Consider the following 22,419-nt stretch of genomic DNA (forward strand, 5'->3'; position numbering starts at 1 on the left):
GGGGTCACACTAGGCTTGGCTCATCTGGGTGCAAGGCCGCAATTGTATCGATATAATCGGGCGCGACGTCCACCGGCACGCCCAGCGCGCGGATCGCATCAACATAAGACATGTCATCTGCATCGGCCCCATCGCCGGGTGCGCGCAAGATGACTTGCTTGATCCGACCGGGGTGTCGCTGAACGGCGTCGCGATACACATGCGCATCGTGCTGGCCCGTGTCACCGATCAGATAGAACGCCAAATCAGGGTTTGCAGCAAGGACACGATCAATCGCGCTTCCCTTATGGTCCCCATGAGTGCCTGTGATGAATTGCGTTTCCGATATCCCGTAATCGCGCAAGAACTTGGGCGCTTTGGGCAATCCAGTGCGTGCGAAAATCTGATCAAGGAAACCGTGCATATTCCAAGGTGACGAACTAATGAAAAAGACAGGATTGCGCCCGTTCTGGTGCAACTGCGTCATCAACGTGACCGCGTCGGGAAAGACCTTCCGCGTCAAGGCATTACCCGTCAAAGACGTCCACAGGTTACGCCACAACGAATAGGCCCCTGTTTCCATCATCGTGTCATCAATATCAGAGATCACGCCGAAATCCGCATCAGGGTGTGGGACGAACACAGGGCAAACAGCCGTCACGTCGCCTGCCGAAATCACCTGATCGGTCCAACCTGTTTGATCACCGCGTGGCACGAGAATGGTAAAATACCCTTCCTCATCCGTCACCGCCGTGTAGTCGCCGCAGGTCACCGTCACATCGGCGACTTCGTCGGTCAGGAATAGAGCCACCATCTGACGTAAATTCCGCCATTTGCTTTGACTGGCATGGGCTACGGTTTTCTGCGCGTTGCCGAGCACACGCCCACGCACGACAAGATGTTCTGGCGTCGCGTAACCGATATAAGGCGCAATTACCGATGCCACGTGTCGCCGCTGAATAAGCGGATCAAGGCGGCGTTCAATCGCGCTGGCGATACGGGCAAGACGAAGTTTCAGCATTATTCGCCCACCACAACTTCAAGCACCGCACCTTCCGTGTCGTCGATCAGTACAAAGACGCGGCCGTCTGCAGTGACCTCTACATCGCGGACGCGGCCCACGTCGGTTAACAGCCGTTCTTCCCCCGTGACCAACCCGTCAGTCATCTTCAGCCGCACAAGCGCTCCGGGGTTCAGCGATCCGATCAGAAGATCATCCTGCCAATCCGCATAAGGACCGTCGTAAAACGACATACCACCCGGCGCGATCACCGGATCCCAGTAATAAACCGGCTGTTCTGTGCCGTCTTGCACCGCCACCCCTTCACCAACGTCGCTACCACGGTAATTGATCCCGTAGGATACAAGCGGCCAGCCGTAATTGCCGCCAGCCACCGGTTTATTCAACTCATCCCCACCGCGCGGACCATGTTCAATGGTGTAAAGCGCACCATCCGGCCCAATCGTTGCACCCTGCATATTGCGGTGCCCGTAGGACCAAACTGCGTCATCGCCAAGCTGGTTCACAAAAGGGTTCGACGTCAGAACGCCGCCTGTGTCTGTGACGCGAATGACCTTGCCGTGCGTCGTCGTGATATCTTGCACCAATGTGCCATCATCACCGGCGCCGCGATCGCCGGTTGTGATCCAAACGGTGCCGTCAGACATCGGAATCACGCGACTGCCGAAATGCTGGCCCTTCGATGTCGGGTTCGACTGCACAAAGATGTCGCGGACGTCTGTTAACGTGTTGTCGTCCCCAAGTATGCCGCGCGCAGCGGCGGTGACAGCACCACCATCGACTGGCTTTGCGTAGGTCCAGAACAACGTACGGTCCGTCGCAAAATTGGGGGACGCAGCAACGTCCAGCAAACCGCCCTGCCCTTGATCCCAGATATCAGGCAAACCGGATATCGGGTCAGACAACACACCATTCGCATCGATCAATCGCATTCTGCCGGGTCGTTCGGTCACCACAAATCCGCCATCAGGCAATGCGGCGATCCCCCAAGGGCGCTGCAACCCATCCGCCAAAATGGTCGTCGTAACGGGTGTTGTTTCCAACGCAGAGGCGCGGGTTTGTTCGGGAAATGCTGGGTCAAAACCGGCATTGGGCGCGCCCTGCTCGACCTGACCAATGGCCAGCGTGGGTAGTACAAAAAACAACAGGCTCAATCGCATGGTCGCAATCCTTATCTTGGGGCTGATGCACAGCGTAAGGTGCAACTGCCTAAAGCCAATTCAAGTTCCCGTGGTCAGGCAATCAATGGCCCAACGGGCAGCATCAGCAACGGCCGGATCGGGATCATTGACCAATGGCTTTGCAGCATCAGCTAGCGTTGGATTGCCGGAATTTCCGATTGCATACAAAACGTTACGCACAAATCTGTCCCGCCCAATTCGTTTGATAGGAGACCCTGAAAACCTTGCGCGAAAATCCGCATCATCAAGTGCGGCAAGTACAGCCAAAGACGGGGCAAGGTTGTCTGCACGCGGATCGTACTTCGCATCGCGCCCGTCTTGGGCAAACTTGTTCCACGGGCAAACCGCCAAGCAGTCATCGCAACCGTAAATCCGGTTGCCCATCAACGCCCGCAATTCGAGATCAACAGGCCCCTTATGTTCAATCGTCAGATATGAAATGCACCGTCGGGCATCCAATCGGTAAGGCGCGGGAAAAGCATTAGTCGGGCAGATATCCAGACACGCGGTGCAATTGCCGCAATGGCTTTGCTCAGTCGCGTCAGGTTCAAAATCAAGCGTCGTGAAAATTGCGCCTAAAAAGAACCAAGACCCCAGATCACGCCCCAACAGATTGGTATGCTTGCCCTGCCAGCCCAATCCGGCGGCCTGTGCCAACGGTTTTTCCATAACCGGAGCCGTATCAACAAATACTTTTATTTCCGCGCTCGGGTCCTGTTCGATCAACCAGCGACCAACCCGCTTCAGACGCTTTTTGACAACGTCATGATAATCGCGGCCTTGGGCATAGACGGAAATCGCAGCGCAATCCGGTTGTTCCAAAACAACCAACGGATCATGATCAGGCGTATAAACCTCGGCGAGCATAATCACCGATTTTGCAGCGGGCCAAAGGGCTGCGGCATTACCCCGCCAATGCATCCGTTCTGCCATCCAAGCCATCTGACCATGCATGTCGGCATCAACGAAAGCAGCTAGTCGATCCGCAGTTTCAGGTGCCGCGTCAGGCCGACAAATGCCGACCTTCGCAAAACCTGCGTCTGTGGCGAAAGCGACAAGATCATCACGCAGGCCCATATTTCTTTTGGTCCTAAATATCTCGGGGGTTTGGGGGCTGGCCCCCAACCGATTTATCGCAAAAAAATCGTCCCGCGTTTAAAAATCAAGGTCCGCATAGTGGCGCGGTTGTGGAAAACCCGGCACCTGGTCCGCCAGCAACGTCCGGAAGGCAGGGCGCGATTTGATCTTCGCGTACCAGTCTTTGACGATCTCCGAGCGGTTCCAATCCACGTCAGAGATATAATCCAAACAGGACAATTGCGCTGCAGCTGCGAAATCCGCCAATGACATTTCATTGCCTGCCAACCACCGACGCTGGTCCAGAAGATGCGTCATATAATCCAGATGATACCGGATCGCCTTCGCACCTGATTTCACGTTCGCGCTGTCGGGATATCCTGTGCCCATCACCTTGCGAAACACGCGTTCGCCAACCAGCATCGACGTCACTTCTTTGTAAAACTTGTCATCAAACCATGCGACCAGACGGCGGACTTCGTAACGTGCTTCGGCCCCTTTGGGCAGCAAAGCAGGCGTCGGGTGCGCTTCTTCCAAATATTCGCAGATCGCGGCACTGTCAGCCATTGTCCGGTTGCCCAGCTTCAAGATCGGCACTTTGCCTGCAGGATTGCGCCGCAGGAAATCGCTGTCCTGTTCCCAGTACCGTTCTTCGACCAGTTCCACTTCAATTTTCTTCTCGGCAAGGCTCAGGCGCACTTTGCGAGAAAAAGGTGACAGCGGGTAATGGTACAAACGATTCATTGGGGTCCCTCTTGTGGTGCTTGTCTTCAATGCCGCAACCGGCGTCCTGTTTCAATGGGCGTCTCTATTCGCCGTTGAAACAAGCGGCCCGCCCGTCAACGCGGATTGTTGCAGCACCGTCCAGAATTGATGCCGCGCGCCTGCGGGTCGCATTGGACGGGTTCGATGCAGATCGCGTTTTTGGAGACGGCAGGATCGCAGCAAGTCGTGCCGCTTGTACTGCCGATAGGTCAGACGCATTCACGCCGAAATAATGACGCGCTGCGGCCTGCACCCCAAACACGCCTTCATCGAATTCTGCGACGTTCAGGTACAGTTCCAGCACCCTGTGTTTTGTCCAGATCAGTTCCGTCAGTGGTGTCCACAATGCTTCCGTCGCTTTGCGGACCCAAGATCGACCATGCCACAGGTAGACATTTTTGACGACCTGCTGCGAAATCGTGGATGCGCCGCCTGTGCCACCCCGTTCAATCCGGTCACGGATCGCGTTCACATCCAACCCCCAGTGCAGGCAGAAATTCGCGTCCTCTGCCGCCACCACAGAGCGCGCCATCACAGGTGCAATGTTTTCGAGCGGAACAAAGTTATATGCCACGTCCCCGACACGGCGACCTTCCTGAAACATATAAGGCGTCGTTGGTGGGTTCACGATGGCGTAAAGCACTGTCAGCCCTACGACGACAGCGATAGCGCCAAGCACGACCCGCCAAAACCAGCGCCGCATCCTTTGGATAAGCGACGTCCCCGGCATCGCCTTTTTCGCAGGCTTGCGCGGCTTTGCTTTGGTTTTACGGGTTGATTTGGCCATAACGTCTTAAGTCATAGGCACGGGCATCTGGTCAAGCGTGGTTGCATGTGTTCACACGCGTCGCCACACCGATCAAGCGGCAAACACTGCTTCGGATTGTAGGACAATTGCTTCACGACCTGACAGGTTCGGACGGGCCATGCAAAGCCCGTGATCCACACCGTCATCCTTCAGTTCGGGAAACAGGGCAAAGAGTTCTGCGGAAACGCCCGGCATCGCCCCGAGAATGTAGTCCCCGGGATAAAAGCTTTCGGACCAGGTCCCGTTAGCCTGAATAACTTCGTGCTGAGCAAACAGAATGTGATGGTACGTCACGGTCTGAACCGGTTCGGATGTGATCAGATCGCCATCGACAAGATCCTTTGCGGCGACAAGCACTTCTTTCTCTCCGAAATAGAATTCCGGAATCCAACCGGTGACGAGCATGCGGTGCTGCGGTGACACCAACAGTGCGGTATCGTTGCCAAATGCACCAGGGGCGAACCGGATCGGAGCGAAATCTCCGCCCCCCCAAACGCTGCGCCGCCCGTGCCAAACGATAGGCTGAAATCCATGGTCACGCGTCCAGACCAGATCACCTGCGACCAAGTCTTCGACTTTCCGGTAACCTTTGTCCGTCCTGATCAATGACCCTGACACGAAACAGGGCGGGACAGGAAAATTGGACACGCGATCCGTATCCAGATCGGTCGTCGCCAGCTTTGTGTTACCATTGCTTAGGTTTGGTAGGCCGTCACCATCGGCGTTCATATCAACCGCGAATGTTTGCGTTGAGCCATCCGCCAAATTCACCCTGACAAAAGCAGCGTCTTGGGATGAATCCGCCCGCACATCGCCATAACCTAAGAATGTATAGGTCAAAAAGGTAACGCCACCATCGATCGACACTGTTTCGCCGCCGGTCGGCCCACCAAGTTGGTTATCGACGTCCTGAAATATCAATTGGGTCGTCGAATTCGCGACGATGTTGATATTGCTGCCATCCGTAAACGGATCTCCGTTCACATTTTGGGCGGTTAGAGTGAAATCAGCCACGTCAAAAGTCCAATACACTAACTCATGTATAGACAGACTATTATTCGATTTTGTCTAAAAGGTGACGTGAAGCGGGCACACCGCAATGTTGCACACGTGCAACGCGACTTGAAAAGCAAAGGGGACAGCCCTGCGGCTGTCCCCTTGATCTTATTCCGCTGGAATTGCCTGTTCTTCAGTGGCCAGCGGATGCTTGAGGTGCACCAGCATTTCTTTCGGGCAAACCTGCACGAAGTTGGCTTTTTCAGTATCCCAATTCTGCAAAATCTCTGCAGCTTTGCGACTGTCTGTTTCAGCCAAGTGGCGTTTGATCAGCCCAAGAAGCTGATCTTCCCAAGCCGGAACAGTCACCGGGCATGTCACCAGCGTTTCCATGTTGATAAGGTCGCCTGCGGCACCCTCAGGATCATAGATGTACGCCATCCCGCCTGTCATACCGGCACCGAAGTTCGCACCGATTGACCCAAGGATTACGGACACACCACCGGTCATGTATTCACAACCGTTGGTCCCGCAGCCTTCGATCACGACACTCGCGCCAGAGTTCCGCACAGCGAAACGTTCACCCGCACGGCCCGCCGCAAACAGATAACCCGCGGTCGCACCATAAAGCACAGTGTTCCCGATGATCGTGTTATTTGCAGCCACCAGTGGGGACGCCATTGGCGGACGTACAACGATAGTCGCGCCAGACAGACCTTTACCCACGTAGTCGTTGGCATCGCCGGACACTTCCAGCTTCAGACCCGGCGCGCCAAAGGCACCCAGTGACTGGCCCGCAGAACCGCGTAGCTTCACGGTCAGGTGGTCAGGTTGCAGGTTGTTGCGCATCCCGAACTGTTTGACGATGTGGCTGGATGTACGCGTACCGATGGTCCGCAGTGTATTTTGCACTGCGTAATCAAGCTGCATCTTTTCGCCGTCGTTCAAAAAGCGTGCCGCGTCCTTTACGATTTGCGCGTCAAGCGTATCGGTCACCGCGTTGCGTGGTTTGTTGCGGTCATATTTGATCTCGCCAGCGCCATCGACGGTGATCAGAAGCGGGTTCAGATCAAGGTCATCAAGGTGGGCAGAGCCACGTGATACCTGCGTCAGCAGATCAGCACGACCGATCACTTCATCAAGGGAACGCGCACCAATAGACGCGAGGATTTCGCGGACTTCGGTGGCGTAGAATGTGATCAGGTTCACGACTTTATCGGCGTTACCTGTGAACTTTTCGCGCAGTGCTTCGTCCTGTGTACACACGCCCACCGGACAAGTGTTGGACTGACACTGACGGACCATAATGCAGCCCATCGCGATCAATGCGGCGGTGCCGATGCCGTATTCCTCGGCACCCATCATCGCGGCCATGACGATGTCACGACCCGTGCGCAGGCCACCATCAGTCCGCAAAGTCACGCGTTCACGCAGGTTGTTCATCGCGAGCACTTGGTGTGCTTCGGTCAGACCCATTTCCCACGGCAGGCCCGCGTATTTGATGGATGTCGCAGGGGATGCACCTGTCCCACCGTTGTGGCCGGAAATCAGGATCACGTCGGCTTTCGCCTTCGCAACACCGGCCGCAATTGTCCCAACGCCAGAAGACGCCACGAGCTTCACGGTGACCTTACAACGTGGGTTGATCTGCTTGAGATCGTAGATCAGCTGCGCGAGATCCTCGATTGAGTAGATATCGTGGTGCGGTGGAGGTGAAATCAGCGTCACGCCTTTGGTCGAATGACGCAGACGCGCGATCAGGTCGGTGACCTTCATCCCCGGAAGCTGACCACCCTCACCCGGTTTTGCACCTTGGGCGACCTTGATTTCAAGCTCTTCACATTGGTTCAGATACTCGGCTGTCACACCAAACCGGCCAGATGCGACCTGTTTGATCTTCGCAGACGGGTTGTCACCGTTTGGTTCCGGATGGAAATGCGCCGGATCTTCGCCGCCTTCACCAGAGTCAGACTTTGCACCAATCCGGTTCATCGCGACGTTCAGGGTCTTGTGCGCCTCTGGCGACAACGCCCCCAAAGACATGCCCGGTGTCACAAAGCGTTTGCGGATCGACGTGATGCTTTCGACTTCTTCAATCGGGATCGCGTCGCCCATTGTTTTGATTGCAAGCAAGTCGCGCAAATGGATCGGCGGGTTCGATTGCATGGACTTCGAGAACTGCTGCCACATCGCGTAGGACGCTTTGTTACAAGCCGCCTGCAACATATGCATTGTCTGCGCTTCCCACGCGTGTTTTTCGCCGGACCGACGGGATTTGTAGAACCCACCGATTGGCAACACGTCGTTGGCGGCTTTCCAGCCTTTCGCGTGGACTTCTTCGACCTTGGCTTGAATACCGATGGTTCCGATGCCGGAAATTCGTGACTGCATACCTGGGAAATATTCCGCGCACATCGCACGGCCCAGACCGACGGCTTCGAAATTCAGACCACCACGGTAAGACGACAGCACGGAAATACCCATCTTCGACATGATCTTGAGCAGACCCGCGTCCACAGCTGCGCGATAACGGCGCACAGCATCAATCAAGGAGCCTTCGATCAAGCCACGTTCGATACGATCAGCAATCGAATCCTGTGCCAGATAAGCGTTCACAGTTGTCGCACCACAGCCGATCAGCACCGCAAAGTAATGCGGGTCGATACATTCAGCAGAGCGCACGTTGATCGAACAGAATGTCCGCAGACCATTCTTGGTCAGGCCGGAATGCACAGCAGATGTCGCAAGGATCATCGGCATTGGCACGCGTGTTTCGGACTGGTGTTGGTCAGTCAAAACAAGGTGACCGGCACCCGAACGCACGGCATCTTCTGCTTCGGCACGAATGCGTTGCAGCCCAGCGCGCAATGCGTCGCGGCCTGTTTCAAACGTACAGTCGATGAACGCGACGTTGTCCCCAAAATGCGCAACCATCTTGTCAAATTCTGCGTTCGCCACAAACGGGCTTTCGAGCATGACGATTTCGGTTTGGCTGCTATCTTCGGACAGAACGTTCTTGAGGTTCCCGAACCGTGTTTTCAACGACATCACGCGGCTTTCGCGCAGTGAATCGATTGGCGGGTTTGTCACCTGAGAAAAGTTCTGGCGGAAGAAATGGGACAGCGGGCGGTACTTCTTGGACAGAACCGCGGACGGTGTGTCGTCGCCCATGGACGCGATCATTTCCTTGCCGTCTTCGGCCATCGGGGCCAACACGTTTTCCAGTTCTTCGATGGAATAGCCAGCGGCCACCTGACGTTTACGCAGCTCTTCGCCCGCGAAAACGGATGTTTCTGGCAGATCGCGCATCGACAGTGATAGGTTGTTGACCTTGCTCACCCAATCACCAAATGGCTGCGCTGCGGCCAATGTGTCCTTCATTTCGGTGTCGTGGAACAGTTTGCCTTCTTTCATGTCCACGGCAATCATCTGCCCCGGACCAAGCGCGCCTTTTTCAACGACTGTGGATTCGTCGATGGTGACCATGCCCACTTCGGAACCTGCGATCAGCAGGCCATCGCCAGTCACGACATAACGCAGCGGACGCAGACCGTTCCGGTCCAGACCACCACAAACCCAACGACCGTCGGTCATCGCAAGGGCCGCAGGACCATCCCATGGTTCCATCACAGCGTTGCAATAGCCGTACATGTCCTGCCAAGCCTTCGGAATATCCACGGCTTGATGCGCCCATGCTTCGGGCACCAACATTGTCTTGGCCATAGGGGCGTCGCGACCTGCGCGCACTAGAACTTCAAACACGGAATCGAGCGCGGCTGAGTCAGATGTGCCTGACGGGATGATCGGCTTAATGTCTTCCGCCATTTCGCCAAATGCGCCGGACGCCATGCGAATTTCGTGGGACCGCATCCAGTTGACGTTGCCCTTCAGCGTGTTGATCTCGCCGTTGTGTGCCAACATGCGGAACGGCTGGGCCAATGACCACTGTGGGAATGTGTTTGTGGAATAACGCTGGTGGTAGATCGCGAATGCAGATTCAAAACGATCCTCGAGCAGGTCAGGATAGAAATCCGCAACCTGTTCGGCCAGCATCATGCCTTTGTAGATGATCGAGCGGCAAGACAATGAGCAGAAGTAGAAGCCTGCAACGCCTGCACCTGTCACCGCTTTTTCGATACGACGACGGATGATGTAGAGTTCACGTTCGAACTGTTCCTCGTCGATGTCCTTTTCATTGCGGATCAGGATTTGTTCGATTTCCGGACGTGTCGCGTTGGCCTTATCGCCCAAGCATTTCACATTCACAGGCACATGGCGCCAGCCGTAAATGTAGTGGCCCATGCGCAGCACTTCGGCCTCAACGATAGTCCGGCAGCGTTCTTGTGCGCCAAAGTCTGTCCGTGGCAGGAACACCTGACCAACCGCGATCAGCTTATCCTGATCCGGTTCGTGACCTGTGCGGCGTACTTGATCGTAGAAGAATTGCACTGGAATCTGGACGTGGATACCAGCGCCGTCGCCGGTTTTACCGTCCGCATCAACAGCACCACGGTGCCAGATCGCTTTCAGCGCATCGATGCCCTTTTGCACAACGCCACGCGACGCTTCACCGTCGATTGCGACAACAAGACCAACACCACACGAAGAATGTTCTTCTTCTTCACGGTACAGGCCGTTGTCGTTCATCCATTGGCGCTTTGCCTCTTCGGCGGCGACCCAGTTTTCATCATAGTTTGTCATTAAGGGACTCCAAGCGTTGGATCAGGGATGGGGCAGACGACAAAGTCTCACCGCAGCCGTGTTTTGGGTTAGCTGACAAAAAGCCGGGCTCACCTGGGAAGATGAATTCAACCGGATTGTCGTCGTTATCAAAGGTGCCGTTTTCAGTCGTGACTTTGCTGGATCCGGCCAAGAACATGTTGAAGCGCTGGGAAATATATTCATTCCCTTCAGACGCCCATTTCACATCACCTGCTTCATCATAAGCGGTGATGTTGTATTGCGTCTGATCAAGCACAACGCCGTCGATGGTGATCTGTTCACCTGTCAACGAATCCTGACCCACATAGCGTGTTTTCCCGACTTCTTCGGATTCGGTCATAAAGTCGTAGGTGTCGATGCCCATCTCAACCAGTTCAGAGAAAGACGCGCGATCACGCGGTTCCGCCTCGAGCCGTTCAACATGACCGGACCCGACGTGGAAACTTTCAACCCACTGCGTTTCTTCATCAATCTCACCGGCGTATGTGACGCCGTTTTCGCCGATGCTGATCCGGCGCTGGTGGCCTTCGGCGTCACCTTCACACGTAAAGATATGGTCGACAGAACAGGCTTCGGTCTGGATTGTCAGGTAGGCATCGCAGCCCGCTGGCAATTCAAATACTTCGGCAGTTTGGGCGACAGCAGGAACCGCTGCGCTGATCAAAAGGCAAGTCAGTGTCTTCTTCATAAGATTACTCCGCTGCGACTGATGTGGCTTGGGATAAATACTGTAGGATTGCGGCTGACGCGTCACGCCCGTCACGGATCGCCCACACAACAAGCGACGCACCGCGCACGATGTCACCTGCGGCAAACACGCCATCAAGGCTGGTTTGGCCCGTTTCGAATTGCGCTTTGATCGTGCCCCAACGCGTGACTTCCAGACCTTCAACACCCCATAGGGCGGGAATGTCTTCGGGTGTGAAACCCAACGCTTTGATCACAAGATCAGCTTCTTCGACGTAATCAGCACCTTCGATCAGCTCAGGCACCTGACGACCCGTCGCATCGGGTTGACCAAGACGCATTTTCTGGACGTTCACGCCAGTGACTGTGTTGCCTTCGAAACCGTTCGGGGCAGACAGCCAGACAAATTCGACGCCTTCTTCTTCGGCGTTTTGCACTTCGCGTTGTGAGCCGGGCATGTTCGCTTTGTCACGACGGTACAGGCATTTCACGGATGTCGCACCTTGACGGATAGCAGTACGCACACAGTCCATGGCCGTATCACCACCACCGATGACAACAACGCGTTTACCTTCGGCGTTCAGTTCACCGCTTTCGAATTCTTCGACAACATCGCCGAAAGATTTGCGGTTGCTGGCGGTCAGGTAATCAATCGCGTCGGCAATGCCGTCCGCGTCAGAACCCGGCGCCTCAAGGTCGCGTGTTTTGTAAACACCCGTCGCGATCAGGACTGCGTCATGCTTTCCTCGGATGGCGTCGAATGAGATGTCTTCGCCAACATTGCAGTTCAGTACGAATTCAACGCCGCCATCTTCGAGCTGCGCCATGCGTTTCATCACAACGTCTTTTTCCAGCTTAAAGCCCGGAATACCGTAGGTCAGCAGACCGCCCCCGCGATCGTAACGATCATAAACCGTGACCTGCACACCTTCACGGCGCAGCATGTCAGCGGCAGCAAGACCACCCGGACCCGCACCGATGATACCAACGCTTTCGGTGCGTTCAGCATGCGGACGGATCGGGGCGACCCAACCTTCTTCGAATGCGGTGTCTGTGATGTATTTTTCAACCGCGCCGATGGTGACAGTCCCATGGCCAGATTGTTCGATCACACAGTTGCCTTCGCACAGACGGTCCTGCGGGCAGATGCGGCCACAGATTTCCGGGAAAGTGTTTGTGGCTTGGGATACTTCATACGCTTCGCGCAGACGGCCTTCAGCGGTCAGACGAAGCCAATCAGGAATGTTGTTGTGCAGCGGGCAATGCGACTGACAATAAGGGACACCACACTGGGAACAGCGGCTGGCCTGCTCTTCGGCTTTGGCCGTCGCAAATTCAGCGTAGATTTCCTGAAAATCCGTGTTGCGCAAATTAGGTACGCGTTTTTCTGGCATATCGCGTTCGACGTTTACGAACTTGAGCATCTTTTGGCCGGCCATGGCATCCTCCTGTCAAAGGGCTAGAGCGCCCTTTTATGCGGGAGCGTTAGAAATGAAAAGTCAGCACTACTGACCTATTAATCGGATTTTGACGTCAAAGCGATAATAATTTTGAGGTCCGGTTGATTTTTTAGGTCCGGATCAAGCCCTAATTCGACTCTTTCCCCAATTTTAAAGGGGTCTATGGTGCGCGAAACCGAATCAAGGATCGCACATGCCGCTGTTCAATCTTATCCTCGTTGCCCTTATTCAAGGCGTGACAGAGTTTTTGCCAGTCAGCTCATCGGGCCACCTGATCCTTCTTCCGTCCCTGACTGGTCTTGATGATCAAGGTCAGGTCATCGACGTCGCGGCCCATGTTGGCACCCTGATTGCGGTCATCATCTACTTTTGGTCGGACGTGAAGCTGGCCCTGTTTGGCACGTTGCGCCTGATGCGCGGCAAAATCGACACTAAAGGTGCCTTTTTGGCCCTTTGCCTGTTAATCGGAACCATTCCTGTCATTGCCGTCGGCTTGATCCTAAAAGTTACTGGTTTGGCTGACGCAATGCGAGGGATCACTGTGATCGGTTGGTCGATGCTGATCTTTGGTATCGTTCTGTATTGGGCCGACCAAAAGGGCGCAGAGACACGCAGCGCCGAAGAATGGACATTAAAGCACGCGTTTATCATGGGGCTGTGGCAGTGCATCGCATTGATCCCCGGCACATCGCGGTCAGGCATCACCATTACTGGCGCGCGGCAACTGGGTTATAATCGGCGCGACGCGGCGCGGCTGGCGATGCTGATGTCGATCCCGACGATCATCGCCTCGGCGGCATTGTTGAGCCTCGATGTCATCGGAACGCCCGGCGTAATCAGCGATATCGCAATCGTCGCGGCCATGTCTTGTATCGCCGCACTCGCCGCACTTTTCTTGATGATGAAGCTGCTGCAATCGGTCAGTTACACACCCTATGTCATTTACCGGATCATCCTTGGCGTGGTTCTGCTTTTTATCGCCTACAGCTAAAGCCCCGGCCCGATATTCAGCTTTGATCCATCAGTAGAGCGGCCAAATACAGAGCCGCAAAAACACCAACAGCACCGCCACCGATAATCACGACGTCAACAGAATCAGGCAACGGCCCATGAAACTGAATTCAAGTCGCGACGGTAATACGGGTTGGTGTCACGACAGGCGCGCGCGATGGGGTGTCTGAAGTGACACTACCCTGCCGCGCAAACCTTTAGGTCCGCAAGTTTTTCGCAGATTCCTTGATAGCGTCGTACTGACCTGACGGGCGGAACCGCCACAGATAATCGGGCAGGATCGTCGCCATCGTTGCAGGACGGATCCCCAACGCATCAAAGCCCCGCGCATCATCAGACACGACATTATCAACGGCCAGATTGATAACTTGATCCTTCGTGATCGGTGCTTTGACGATGCCGGCTGTCAGAAACTGCCCAATGCCAAAAAGCGATGCCATGATCTTTGCCACAAAGAACGGCACGTTCAGAACCAAACGGCGGCGGCGCACGACAGCAAGCATGTCTTGCATCAGTTCGCAGAAGGTTTTCACCTCTGGCCCACCAAGTTCAAACACGCCGGACGCATCGCCATTCACGCCTTTGACAGCGGCGGCAGCTACATCGTCCACATGGACAGGCTGGAATTTCGTGTCCGCACCAACGACAGGCAGGATTGGCCCAAAACGGGACATACCTGCGAAACGGTTAAAGAATTCGTCTTCCGCACCGAACACAATCGACGGACGCAGGATCATCGCGTTGGGCATATGTTCAAGAACGCCTGCTTCGCCTTGCGCCTTGGTCTTAGCGTAATCACTGTCAGCGTCGGCGTCCGCACCGATGGCAGAGATATGCACCATACGGTCAATGCCCATACCCGCAGCGATCCGCGCCACGCGCTCGGCGCCTTCCGCTTGGACAGCTTCGAAGGTGTTTTTGCCAGTCTCGGCCAGCACACCTACGCAGTTCACAACTGCATCGGCGCCTTGGGTCACAGCCGCGACGCTTGCGTCATCACGGATGTTGCAGAACACCGGTTCAACCTGACCAACCACACCGTAAGGGCGCACAAAACCAGCCTGTTCAGGATTGCGTACAGCAACACGCACCCGCCAGCCTTCTTTGGCCAACCGCAACGCGATGTAACGCCCGACAAAACCGGAACCGCCAAAAATGGTAACAAGCTTGGACATGAGGCTGGCCTTTCATTGATTTCGCCCGTGTTTACGCCTGACAGCCGTGGCAGACAAGACGAAAGGCACAGTTCGGTTTCGCATGTTTTAACGGGTTTTGCGGATAGGATCGCATGGTAGAGCCGTGTTCGTGCAAAAACCCGTGCGAATCGCGTTGACAGGCACCGCGCAGGTCACTAGATCACCGCTACCAACCGTGCCCAGATGGCGGAATTGGTAGACGCGCCAGCTTCAGGTGCTGGTGTCTGTATGGACGTGGAGGTTCGAGTCCTCTTCTGGGCACCATTTTCCTTAGTTCGGAAAAGATGCAGCGGCGCAGGCCGCGTATTATCAAAACAATCTGTAAAGTCCTTTGCGGCGTTATCGCTGGTCCACACTGGCAGGGTCGCACATAATCGTCGTGTTCAAGCCGCGCAAAGGGATAACATGTCTAACACGTATTTCGCACCATCCGGCGGGCATCCTCCGCAGACTCAGCTTTTGACGGATCGTGCTGTTTTTACAGACGCTTACGCTGTTATCCCTAAAGGCACGATGCGTGATATCACGACCAGTTTCCTGCCATTTTGGAACGACACGCGCCTTTGGGTGATTGCACGCCCTATGACTGGCTTCGCCGAGACATTTTCGCATTACATCATGGAAGTCGCCCCGAACGGTGGCTCTGACACGCCAGAGACAGACGCGAGCGCCGAGGGGGTTTTGTTTGTCGTGGAAGGGAAAGCCACGCTTTCGATCAACGGCGCGACGCATCAGCTAGACGAAGGCGGATACGCCTTTATCCCGCCCGCCAGCGACTGGAGTTTGCGGAACACATCCGACACGACTTTGCGGTTCCATTGGATCAGAAAAGCCTACGAAGCTGTCCCCGGTTTGTCCGCCCCAGAGGTGCTGATCTTGAACGAAAATGATATCGCCCCAACGATTATGCCGGATACAGACGGCAAATGGGGTACGACCCGCTTTGTCGACCCGACTGATCTGCGCCACGACATGCATGTGACTATTGTGACGTTTGAACCCGGTGCTGTGATTCCATTCTTGGAAACTCACGTGATGGAACACGGGCTGTATGTGTTGGAAGGCAAAGCCGCTTATCGGCTGAATACCGATTGGGTCGAGGTCGAGGCCGGCGATTACATGTGGCTGCGCGCGTTCTGCCCGCAAGCGTGTTATGCAGGTGGACCGGGCAAATTCCGGTATCTGTTATACAAGGACGTGAACCGGCACATGGGATTGAAACCCTTAACCCGCTGACCAAATGAAAAAGGCACCCGCGTTTGCAGGTGCCTTATTTGTTTACCGGCTTTGTTAGTCTTTACTCTTCTTCTGGCAGGATCAGGTTTAGGACAATCGCCATCAATGCCGTCGGTGCAACTGCTGACGTTGCCAAGACCTTCACGACGCCTGGCAGATATTGCACAGCGGTTGGTACCAAGTTCAGGCCCAGCCCGAAGGCGAGTGATACCGCGATGATGATCATGTTGCGGCGTGTCATGTTGACGTCAGTCAGCATGTTAAGGCCAGCAGAAGCCACCATGCCGAACATCACGATCACGCCGCCACCAAGCACTGGTAGAGGCATGGATGCGATCACTGCCCCGACCTTAGGGATCAAACCACAAACGATCATGATCAGGCCTGCAATTGTTACAACGTGGCGGCTCATGATGCCGGTCATCCCGACAATGCCGACGTTCTGGCTGAAGGATGTATTTGGCAGGCCACCAAAGATACCCGCAACCGCTGTCCCAAGACCGTCTGCATAGGTCGCACCAGCGATTTCCGCGTCAGTTGCTTCGCGCTGTGCGCCTGCTTTGGCCGTCGCTGACGCGTCGCCAACAGTTTCAATCGCGGATACGATTGACACCAATGTCACGGCGATCACGGCGCCAAGGTTGAATTCAAACCCGTATGGCAACGGCTGGATCGACGTGATCCACGACGCACCCGCCACAGAACCAAAGCTGACCATGCCCAGCACCCATGCCAAGGCGTAACCTGCCAGCAGACCGACAAGGATCGCTGCATTGGATAATGCGCCTTTGGTGTAGAACTTGAGCAATAGCGACACGACGATCACTGTCAGCGCGACCGACCAGTGTTTCAGCGACCCAAAACTTTCAGCCGCCATTTGGAAATCAGCCGCACCACCGGCTGCGTATTTGATCGCAACTGGAATGAGGTACAGACCGATCGCCAGAATAACGAGCCCGATCACCAGTGGTGGAAACAGGAACCGCAGCTTGTCGATAACTGCCCCCAGAAGGAAATGCACAACGCCGCCGATGATGCAGGCCGTCAGCGCCACACCAAGACCCATCGTCGCGGCGATTCCGGCCAGTACGCCAACGAAAGCAAAACTTGTGCCCTGCATGATCGGCAGTCGCGCACCAATTGGTCCGATCCCGACAGTCTGAAACAAGGTCGCGATACCAGCAAAAAGCATCGCCATTTGGATCAGATAAATCTGCTCTGGCCCGCCAAAAGCAAGGCCCGCAGCACCTGCCACGATAATCGATGGCGTCACGTTGGATGCGAACATCGCAAGCACGTGTTGTAAGCCCAGCGGTATGGCTTGCGCGATGGGTGGCGTCACATTTGGATCGCTATATCTTATGTCTGTCATTGTTTTGTGTCCCTATTTGTTGGTCGTTTTGCCAGTCTTGACGCTGGTCTCTTTTCGCAAGTGTCATGCGTTTTGCGCGATTTGAAACGCTGTTTCAAACCAATGCTCTTGCAGGTTCGGACCCTTCCCGATCCGATCCACCACTGCGAATAGCCCCGGTGTGCTGATCGGCGTCAGTACGCCGTGCCATGTGTTGCGGTGATAGTTCACGCCTTGGCCTGCTTGCGTCAGAAACGCCTGTGGGTGGTCCGGTTTGCCGTTGTCGTCCGCAGCGACGACCACAACAAATGGCGTGTGCGTCATCGGGATGAACGCTTGGCTGCCGTCGGGGTGACGTTCCATCATATCCAGCGCGATCGGAAAACTGCGGGCCTGCGCGTTAAACAAGCTGATCCCGGCCTTGCCATCTGCAAAGTCGAGCTGGGCGAGGTCATGATGCCGCCCACAAAGCCCTTGGTTGATGATTTTATCAGGGTCGCCAGCGACTTCTAAGACATCACCAAACGGCGCGAACGCCTCTACCGTCAGCGATTGCAAATGCAGGACGGTCATGTGCCGAACTTCGCGATTAGGCGGAGTTGCGCGATGCGTTCGACTTGGCGGCAGGCCTCTTGCAATTCATCAGCCGTGTCGTTGAAAAGCCGTCGGTTGAAGGCGGCTGTGATGGTCGCTTTCGTATTGTCACCCACTGCGATGATGAATGGGAACCCGTGTTTTTCAACGTAACGCGCGTTCAGGTCTTGGAACATTTCACGTTCGTCGTCGGTCAACGCATCGAGGCCCGCGCTTGCCTGTTCTGCGGTGCTTTCGGCGGTGAGTTTTTTCGCCGCCGCCAATTTACCGGCTAGATCTGGATGCGCGCGCAACACACCTAAGCGTTGATCATCGGATGCTGTGCGGAACACGCGACAAAGTGCCGAATGCACGCCCTGTGCGGTGTCATGCGTCGGCCCAAGTTCCAACGCATGCGCACCTTCGGCAATCCACGGGCTATGTTCAAAAATGCTGCCATATTCAGTGACAAAGGTCGCGCGATCCATCTGCGACGGGCGGGCAAAACGCTGGTGCGGATGTGTCGCGGCCCAATGATCCGCGATCTGTTCACGCGTGGCGAACCAAACACCGTCATGCGACTGAAAATGCTCGATCGCGCGGCGCAGGGCAGCAGCACGCCCAGGACGGCCGATGATCCGGCAGTGCAAACCGATCGACAGCATCTTTGGCGCACCAGCCGCACCTTCAGCGTAAAGCGTGTCGAAACTGTCTTTCAGGTAGCTTTCAAACTGATCACCTGCGGTGAAACCTGCCTGAATGCCGAACCGCATGTCGTTGCAATCCATCGTGTACGGCACGATCAACTGGTCTTGATCCCCAAATTCCATCCAGTACGGCAGATCATCGGCGTAACTGTCCGCGATATACGCAAACTTGCCAGTTTCGGCGGCCAACCGCACCGTATCGTTCGAACAGCGGCCTGTGTACCAACCGCGCGGCGGGGTACCGGTGACTTCGGTGTGCAAACGGATGGATTCAGCGATTGCGGCGCGTTCTTCGTCCTCTGGCATGTCTTTGTGTTCGATCCATTTCAGACCGTGGCTGGCGATTTCCCAGCCCGAAGACTGCATCGCCGCGACCTGTTCAGGGGCACGTGCAAGCGCAGTGGCGACGCCGTAAACCGTGACTGGCAAATCCCACAGCATCCGGTGCACACGCCAGAAACCGGCACGCGATCCGTATTCGTACAAGGATTCCATGTTCCAGTGACGCATCCCCGGCCAAGGTTGCGCCCCTGTGATTTCGGACAAAAACGCCTCTGACGCGGGATCACCGTGCAAGATATTGTTTTCACCGCCCTCCTCGTAATTCAGCACGATTTGCACAGCAATCTTGGCCCCATTCGGCCAGTTGGCTGCGGGCGGGACGGCGCCGTAACCAGTCATATCACGGGGGTAGCGGTTCACATTGTTTTCCTTGATCATGCGGGTACCTTGTAAATCAAACTGATCAGCTTGGTTTTCAAATAAAACATGAAGCTGCCTCTTGCACGTCCCCTTTGGCACTTGCGGCAGGCTGACGTATAGATCGACCTCACCAGAGGCACCTTTTGCAGCGGAAAGACCTGTTATGACCGGATTTTTGACAACTCACGTTCTCGATACGGCGCGCGGCTGCCCTGCGCAGGGTCTAAAAATCGACCTGTACCGCATTGATGGTGACACGCGGACGCACATCACATCGCTGACCACCAACGATGACGGACGCACAGACAGCCAGATTTTGCCTGCTGCAGATTTCACCATCGGCACCTACGAATTGGTGTTTCACGCGGGCGCCTACCTTGACGCGATCGGCACGCCGGCTGAGGACCCGCGGTTCCTTGATATCATCCCGATCCGGTTCGGCATGTCAGAGCAATCGCATTATCACGTGCCACTGCTGTTATCCCCGTTCGGTTACAGCACCTATCGCGGTAGTTAATCGGCGGCGCGGACAATCGGTGCGATCCGACTGATCACGTAGTCCATGAACAACCTTGTCTTGGGGTCCTGATTGCGTCGGTGCGTGAACAAGCAGGCCAGCTGCACAGGCGTTGGGGGGGTCTCATCCGCCACCACAACAAGTCGTCCGGCCGCAATGTGATCCGCGACCTCGAATACCGGCTTGAGCGTAACCCCGCAGCCAGCCAACGCCCAATTGGTCAACACATCGCCATCGTCACATTCGTAACGTCCCGCGACTTGAAACTTCTTGGGCCCATCGGGGGTCATTAACCGCCACTGGAATTCGGTCGCACCCGGAAAGCGCAGGTTCAGACATTCATGGCCGTCCGCAATCAACGCCGTGCCGTTCTGAGGATGACCACGGGCCGCGATGTAGTCGGGCGCCGCACAAAGCACGCGTTCCACATCGGCGATTTTGCGCATCCGCAGATTGCTGTCCGTCGGTTGGCCCATGAAAAACGCCAGATCTAACCCTTCCGTCGTCAAATCAACCGTCCGGTCCGTCAACCGCAACCTGACCTGCACGTCAGGATATTCTTCTAAAAAACCGGGAATAAGTGGCGCGATCAAGCGTTTCCCAATGCCCAATGGCACGGCAACATACAGCGATCCGCGCGGTTGATCAGTGATGTTCACGACCTTCGCTTCGGCTGCATCGACGGCCTCTAGTACCTCGCAGGCCCCACCATAGAACGCTTGGCCTTGTTCGGTCGCGGTCAGGCTGCGCGTGGTCCGCTGGAACAGCCGGACGCCTAATTTTTCCTCAAGTTGCGATATCCGCGCCGATGTCACAGCAGGCGATATCCGCAAATCACGCCCAGCAGCAGACATACTGCCCAGTTCGTAGACGCGCACAAAAGTTCGGATATTATCGAGGTATGACATTGTTCTGGGTTTTTTGATGCTGTTTGGCCATTCCAAGCAATAGCAGAACAATCACAAGCGGCCTAGTGTGGCCGCACTTTATACACGGCACGGCGGAGACCCTAATGTACGACATGGCAATTCTTTGGGACTGGATCGCATTTTCCGTCCGCTGGCTGCACGTGATCACGGCCATGGCGTGGATCGGCGCATCGTTCTTTTTCATTGCGCTTGATCTTGGACTAAAGAAAGCACCGAACATGCCCGACGGTGTGCATGGCGAAGAATGGCAGGTGCACGGCGGCGGTTTTTATCACATTCAGAAATACCTGGTCGCCCCGCCGAACATGCCCGAACACCTGATCTGGCATAAATGGCAAAGCTACATCACGTGGGTCTCCGGTGCAGCCCTTTTAATGATCGTCTATTGGGTCGGTGGCGAGTTATTCCTGCTCGATCCGACCAAGGCTGATCTGACGTTGTGGCAGGGCATCCTGATTTCTGGCGGATCACTGACCATCGGTTGGTTGGCCTATGATTTCCTGTGCAAATCCAAGCTTGGCGAACAACCAACCACGTTGATGGTGTTGCTGTTTATCATCCTCGTCGTAATGGCGTGGGGGTATAACCAGATATTCACCGGACGCGCCGCGCTACTGCATCTTGGCGCTTTCACCGCGTCGATCATGACCGGAAACGTGTTTTTCCAGATCATGCCGAACCAACGTATCGTTGTCGCAGACCTGAAAGCAGGGCGCACGCCTGACGCAAAATACGGAAAGATCGCGAAGCTCCGGTCGACACATAACAACTACCTAACTTTGCCGGTCGTGTTCTTGATGCTGTCAAATCATTACCCACTGGCGTTCGGGACTGAATACGCATGGATCATCGCCAGCCTGATTTTCCTGACGGGCGTTACGATCCGGCACTACTTCAACACGATGCACGCCACGGGTGCAGGTCCAAACTGGACGTGGGCGGTCACCGTGCTGCTGATGCTGATCATCGCTTGGCTGTCATCGGTCAGGTCCACAGAAACCATCGAACAGGCCGAAGCCCGCGCGATGACGCCCTATGAACAGCATTATGCGTCAGCCGAAGGGTTCGACGACGCCTACAACACCGTGCTTGGCAATTGTTCAATGTGCCACGCGCGCGAACCGTTCTGGGATGGCATTCGCTGGGCACCCAAAGGCGTGTACCTTGAAACGCAAGCAGACGTCGCCAAACACGCAACCCAGATTTACCTACACGCTGGCGTTTCACACGCCATGCCGCCCCCCAACGCGATACAGATGGACGATGACGCCCGCGAAACGCTGATCACGTGGATCACAAACGCTAGAAACGATGGCTAGCCGCTAAGATGCGTTAACCGCTACCCTTGCCCTTCCCCATAAAGCATCCTACCAACGCCCTACCTCGGGGGGCCAATACGGCTGAGATTGCGCAAGCTGACCCGTTGAACCTGAACCGGTTAAGACCGGCGGAGGGAAGGTTTAGCACGCACGCTATCCCCCAATCCGCCCGTCGCATTTGG

The 22,419-nt window shown here is 55.6% G+C and carries 18 protein-coding genes, 1 tRNA gene and 1 riboswitch; of the genes, 5 read left to right on the plus strand and 14 right to left on the minus strand.

Translation table 11 applies throughout. The features are described 5' to 3' along the window. Positions 1-4: 4 nt before the first annotated feature. The 9 genes from MWU61_RS08610 to MWU61_RS08650 all read right to left on the minus strand — a co-directional run bounded on the left by MWU61_RS08610 (position 5) and on the right by MWU61_RS08650 (position 12,675). Complete coding sequence (locus tag MWU61_RS08610; protein WP_247127905.1) at positions 5-1,000, minus strand: phosphatase domain-containing protein; 996 nt, start codon at positions 998-1,000, stop codon at positions 5-7. Next, positions 1,000-2,160, minus strand: a complete 1,161-nt coding sequence (locus MWU61_RS08615) for a PQQ-dependent sugar dehydrogenase (protein WP_247127906.1) — start codon at positions 2,158-2,160, stop codon at positions 1,000-1,002. The genes MWU61_RS08610 and MWU61_RS08615 overlap by 1 nt, the downstream gene beginning before the upstream one ends. Positions 2,161-2,220: 60 nt before the next feature. Continuing rightward, positions 2,221-3,258 (minus strand): tRNA epoxyqueuosine(34) reductase QueG, encoded by a 1,038-nt coding sequence (queG, locus tag MWU61_RS08620; protein WP_247127907.1) that lies wholly within the window; start codon positions 3,256-3,258, stop codon positions 2,221-2,223. Between the two features lie 78 nt (positions 3,259-3,336). Beyond that, complete coding sequence (locus MWU61_RS08625) at positions 3,337-4,002, minus strand: glutathione S-transferase family protein (RefSeq protein WP_247127908.1); 666 nt, start codon at positions 4,000-4,002, stop codon at positions 3,337-3,339. A gap of 64 nt (positions 4,003-4,066) precedes the next feature. Next, on the minus strand, positions 4,067-4,810 hold the full coding sequence (gene mtgA, locus MWU61_RS08630; RefSeq protein WP_247127909.1) for a monofunctional biosynthetic peptidoglycan transglycosylase: 744 nt from the start codon (positions 4,808-4,810) through the stop codon (positions 4,067-4,069). 72 nt (positions 4,811-4,882) lie between these two features. Further along, positions 4,883-5,845 (minus strand): Hint domain-containing protein, encoded by a 963-nt coding sequence (locus MWU61_RS08635; protein WP_247127910.1) that lies wholly within the window; start codon positions 5,843-5,845, stop codon positions 4,883-4,885. Between the two features lie 150 nt (positions 5,846-5,995). Then, positions 5,996-10,528 carry a glutamate synthase large subunit gene (gene gltB / locus MWU61_RS08640; protein WP_247127911.1) on the minus strand — a complete coding sequence of 1,511 codons (4,533 nt, stop codon included), beginning with the start codon at positions 10,526-10,528 and terminating at the stop codon, positions 5,996-5,998. Continuing rightward, positions 10,515-11,237, minus strand: coding sequence for a hypothetical protein (locus MWU61_RS08645; protein ID WP_247127912.1), 723 nt, complete (start codon positions 11,235-11,237; stop codon positions 10,515-10,517). The genes gltB and MWU61_RS08645 overlap by 14 nt, the downstream gene beginning before the upstream one ends. 4 nt (positions 11,238-11,241) lie before the next feature. Continuing rightward, a complete protein-coding gene (locus tag MWU61_RS08650; protein WP_247127913.1) occupies positions 11,242-12,675 on the minus strand; it encodes an NAD(P)-dependent oxidoreductase in 1,434 nt (477 codons plus the stop codon). 214 nt (positions 12,676-12,889) lie between these two features. Here MWU61_RS08650 and MWU61_RS08655 point away from each other — a divergent pair, with 214 nt between their 5' ends. After that, positions 12,890-13,687 (plus strand): undecaprenyl-diphosphate phosphatase, encoded by a 798-nt coding sequence (locus tag MWU61_RS08655; protein ID WP_247127914.1) that lies wholly within the window; start codon positions 12,890-12,892, stop codon positions 13,685-13,687. Between the two features lie 217 nt (positions 13,688-13,904). Here MWU61_RS08655 and MWU61_RS08660 read toward each other — a convergent pair whose 3' ends face one another. Beyond that, a complete protein-coding gene (locus MWU61_RS08660) occupies positions 13,905-14,882 on the minus strand; it encodes a complex I NDUFA9 subunit family protein (RefSeq protein ID WP_247127915.1) in 978 nt (325 codons plus the stop codon). A 198-nt stretch (positions 14,883-15,080) separates the two neighbouring features. On the opposite strand from MWU61_RS08660, the gene MWU61_RS08665 reads away from it, so the two are divergent. Next, positions 15,081-15,167, plus strand: a tRNA-Leu gene (locus tag MWU61_RS08665). 141 nt (positions 15,168-15,308) lie between these two features. Next, on the plus strand, positions 15,309-16,139 hold the full coding sequence (locus MWU61_RS08670; RefSeq protein WP_247127916.1) for a bifunctional allantoicase/(S)-ureidoglycine aminohydrolase: 831 nt from the start codon (positions 15,309-15,311) through the stop codon (positions 16,137-16,139). 61 nt (positions 16,140-16,200) lie between these two features. On the opposite strand, the gene MWU61_RS08675 is transcribed toward MWU61_RS08670, so the two are convergent. The 3 genes from MWU61_RS08675 to puuE all read right to left on the minus strand — a co-directional run bounded on the left by MWU61_RS08675 (position 16,201) and on the right by puuE (position 19,472). Next, positions 16,201-17,511, minus strand: a complete 1,311-nt coding sequence (locus MWU61_RS08675) for a nucleobase:cation symporter-2 family protein (protein WP_247127917.1) — start codon at positions 17,509-17,511, stop codon at positions 16,201-16,203. 63 nt (positions 17,512-17,574) lie between these two features. Beyond that, entirely contained in the window at positions 17,575-18,063 is a 489-nt protein-coding gene (locus tag MWU61_RS08680) for an ureidoglycolate lyase (RefSeq protein WP_247127918.1), read from the minus strand. Further along, positions 18,060-19,472 carry an allantoinase PuuE gene (gene puuE, locus MWU61_RS08685; RefSeq protein WP_247128127.1) on the minus strand — a complete coding sequence of 471 codons (1,413 nt, stop codon included), beginning with the start codon at positions 19,470-19,472 and terminating at the stop codon, positions 18,060-18,062. Before puuE ends, MWU61_RS08680 begins: the two co-directional genes overlap by 4 nt. A gap of 163 nt (positions 19,473-19,635) precedes the next feature. Here puuE and uraH point away from each other — a divergent pair, with 163 nt between their 5' ends. Further along, entirely contained in the window at positions 19,636-19,989 is a 354-nt protein-coding gene (gene uraH, locus MWU61_RS08690; protein WP_247127919.1) for a hydroxyisourate hydrolase, read from the plus strand. On the opposite strand, the gene MWU61_RS08695 is transcribed toward uraH, so the two are convergent. Then, positions 19,986-20,897: a LysR family transcriptional regulator gene (locus MWU61_RS08695; RefSeq protein ID WP_247127920.1), complete on the minus strand. Its 912-nt coding sequence runs from the start codon at positions 20,895-20,897 to the stop codon at positions 19,986-19,988. The two genes, uraH and MWU61_RS08695, sit on opposite strands and share 4 nt — an antisense overlap. A gap of 104 nt (positions 20,898-21,001) precedes the next feature. On the opposite strand from MWU61_RS08695, the gene MWU61_RS08700 reads away from it, so the two are divergent. Then, a complete protein-coding gene (locus MWU61_RS08700; protein WP_247127921.1) occupies positions 21,002-22,237 on the plus strand; it encodes a urate hydroxylase PuuD in 1,236 nt (411 codons plus the stop codon). 55 nt (positions 22,238-22,292) lie between these two features. Continuing rightward, positions 22,293-22,391: riboswitch (TPP riboswitch) on the plus strand. Positions 22,392-22,419 lie beyond the last annotated feature (28 nt).

Source organism: Loktanella sp. F6476L (genome assembly GCF_023015725.1).
Taxonomy (GTDB): Bacteria; Pseudomonadota; Alphaproteobacteria; order Rhodobacterales; family Rhodobacteraceae; genus Yoonia.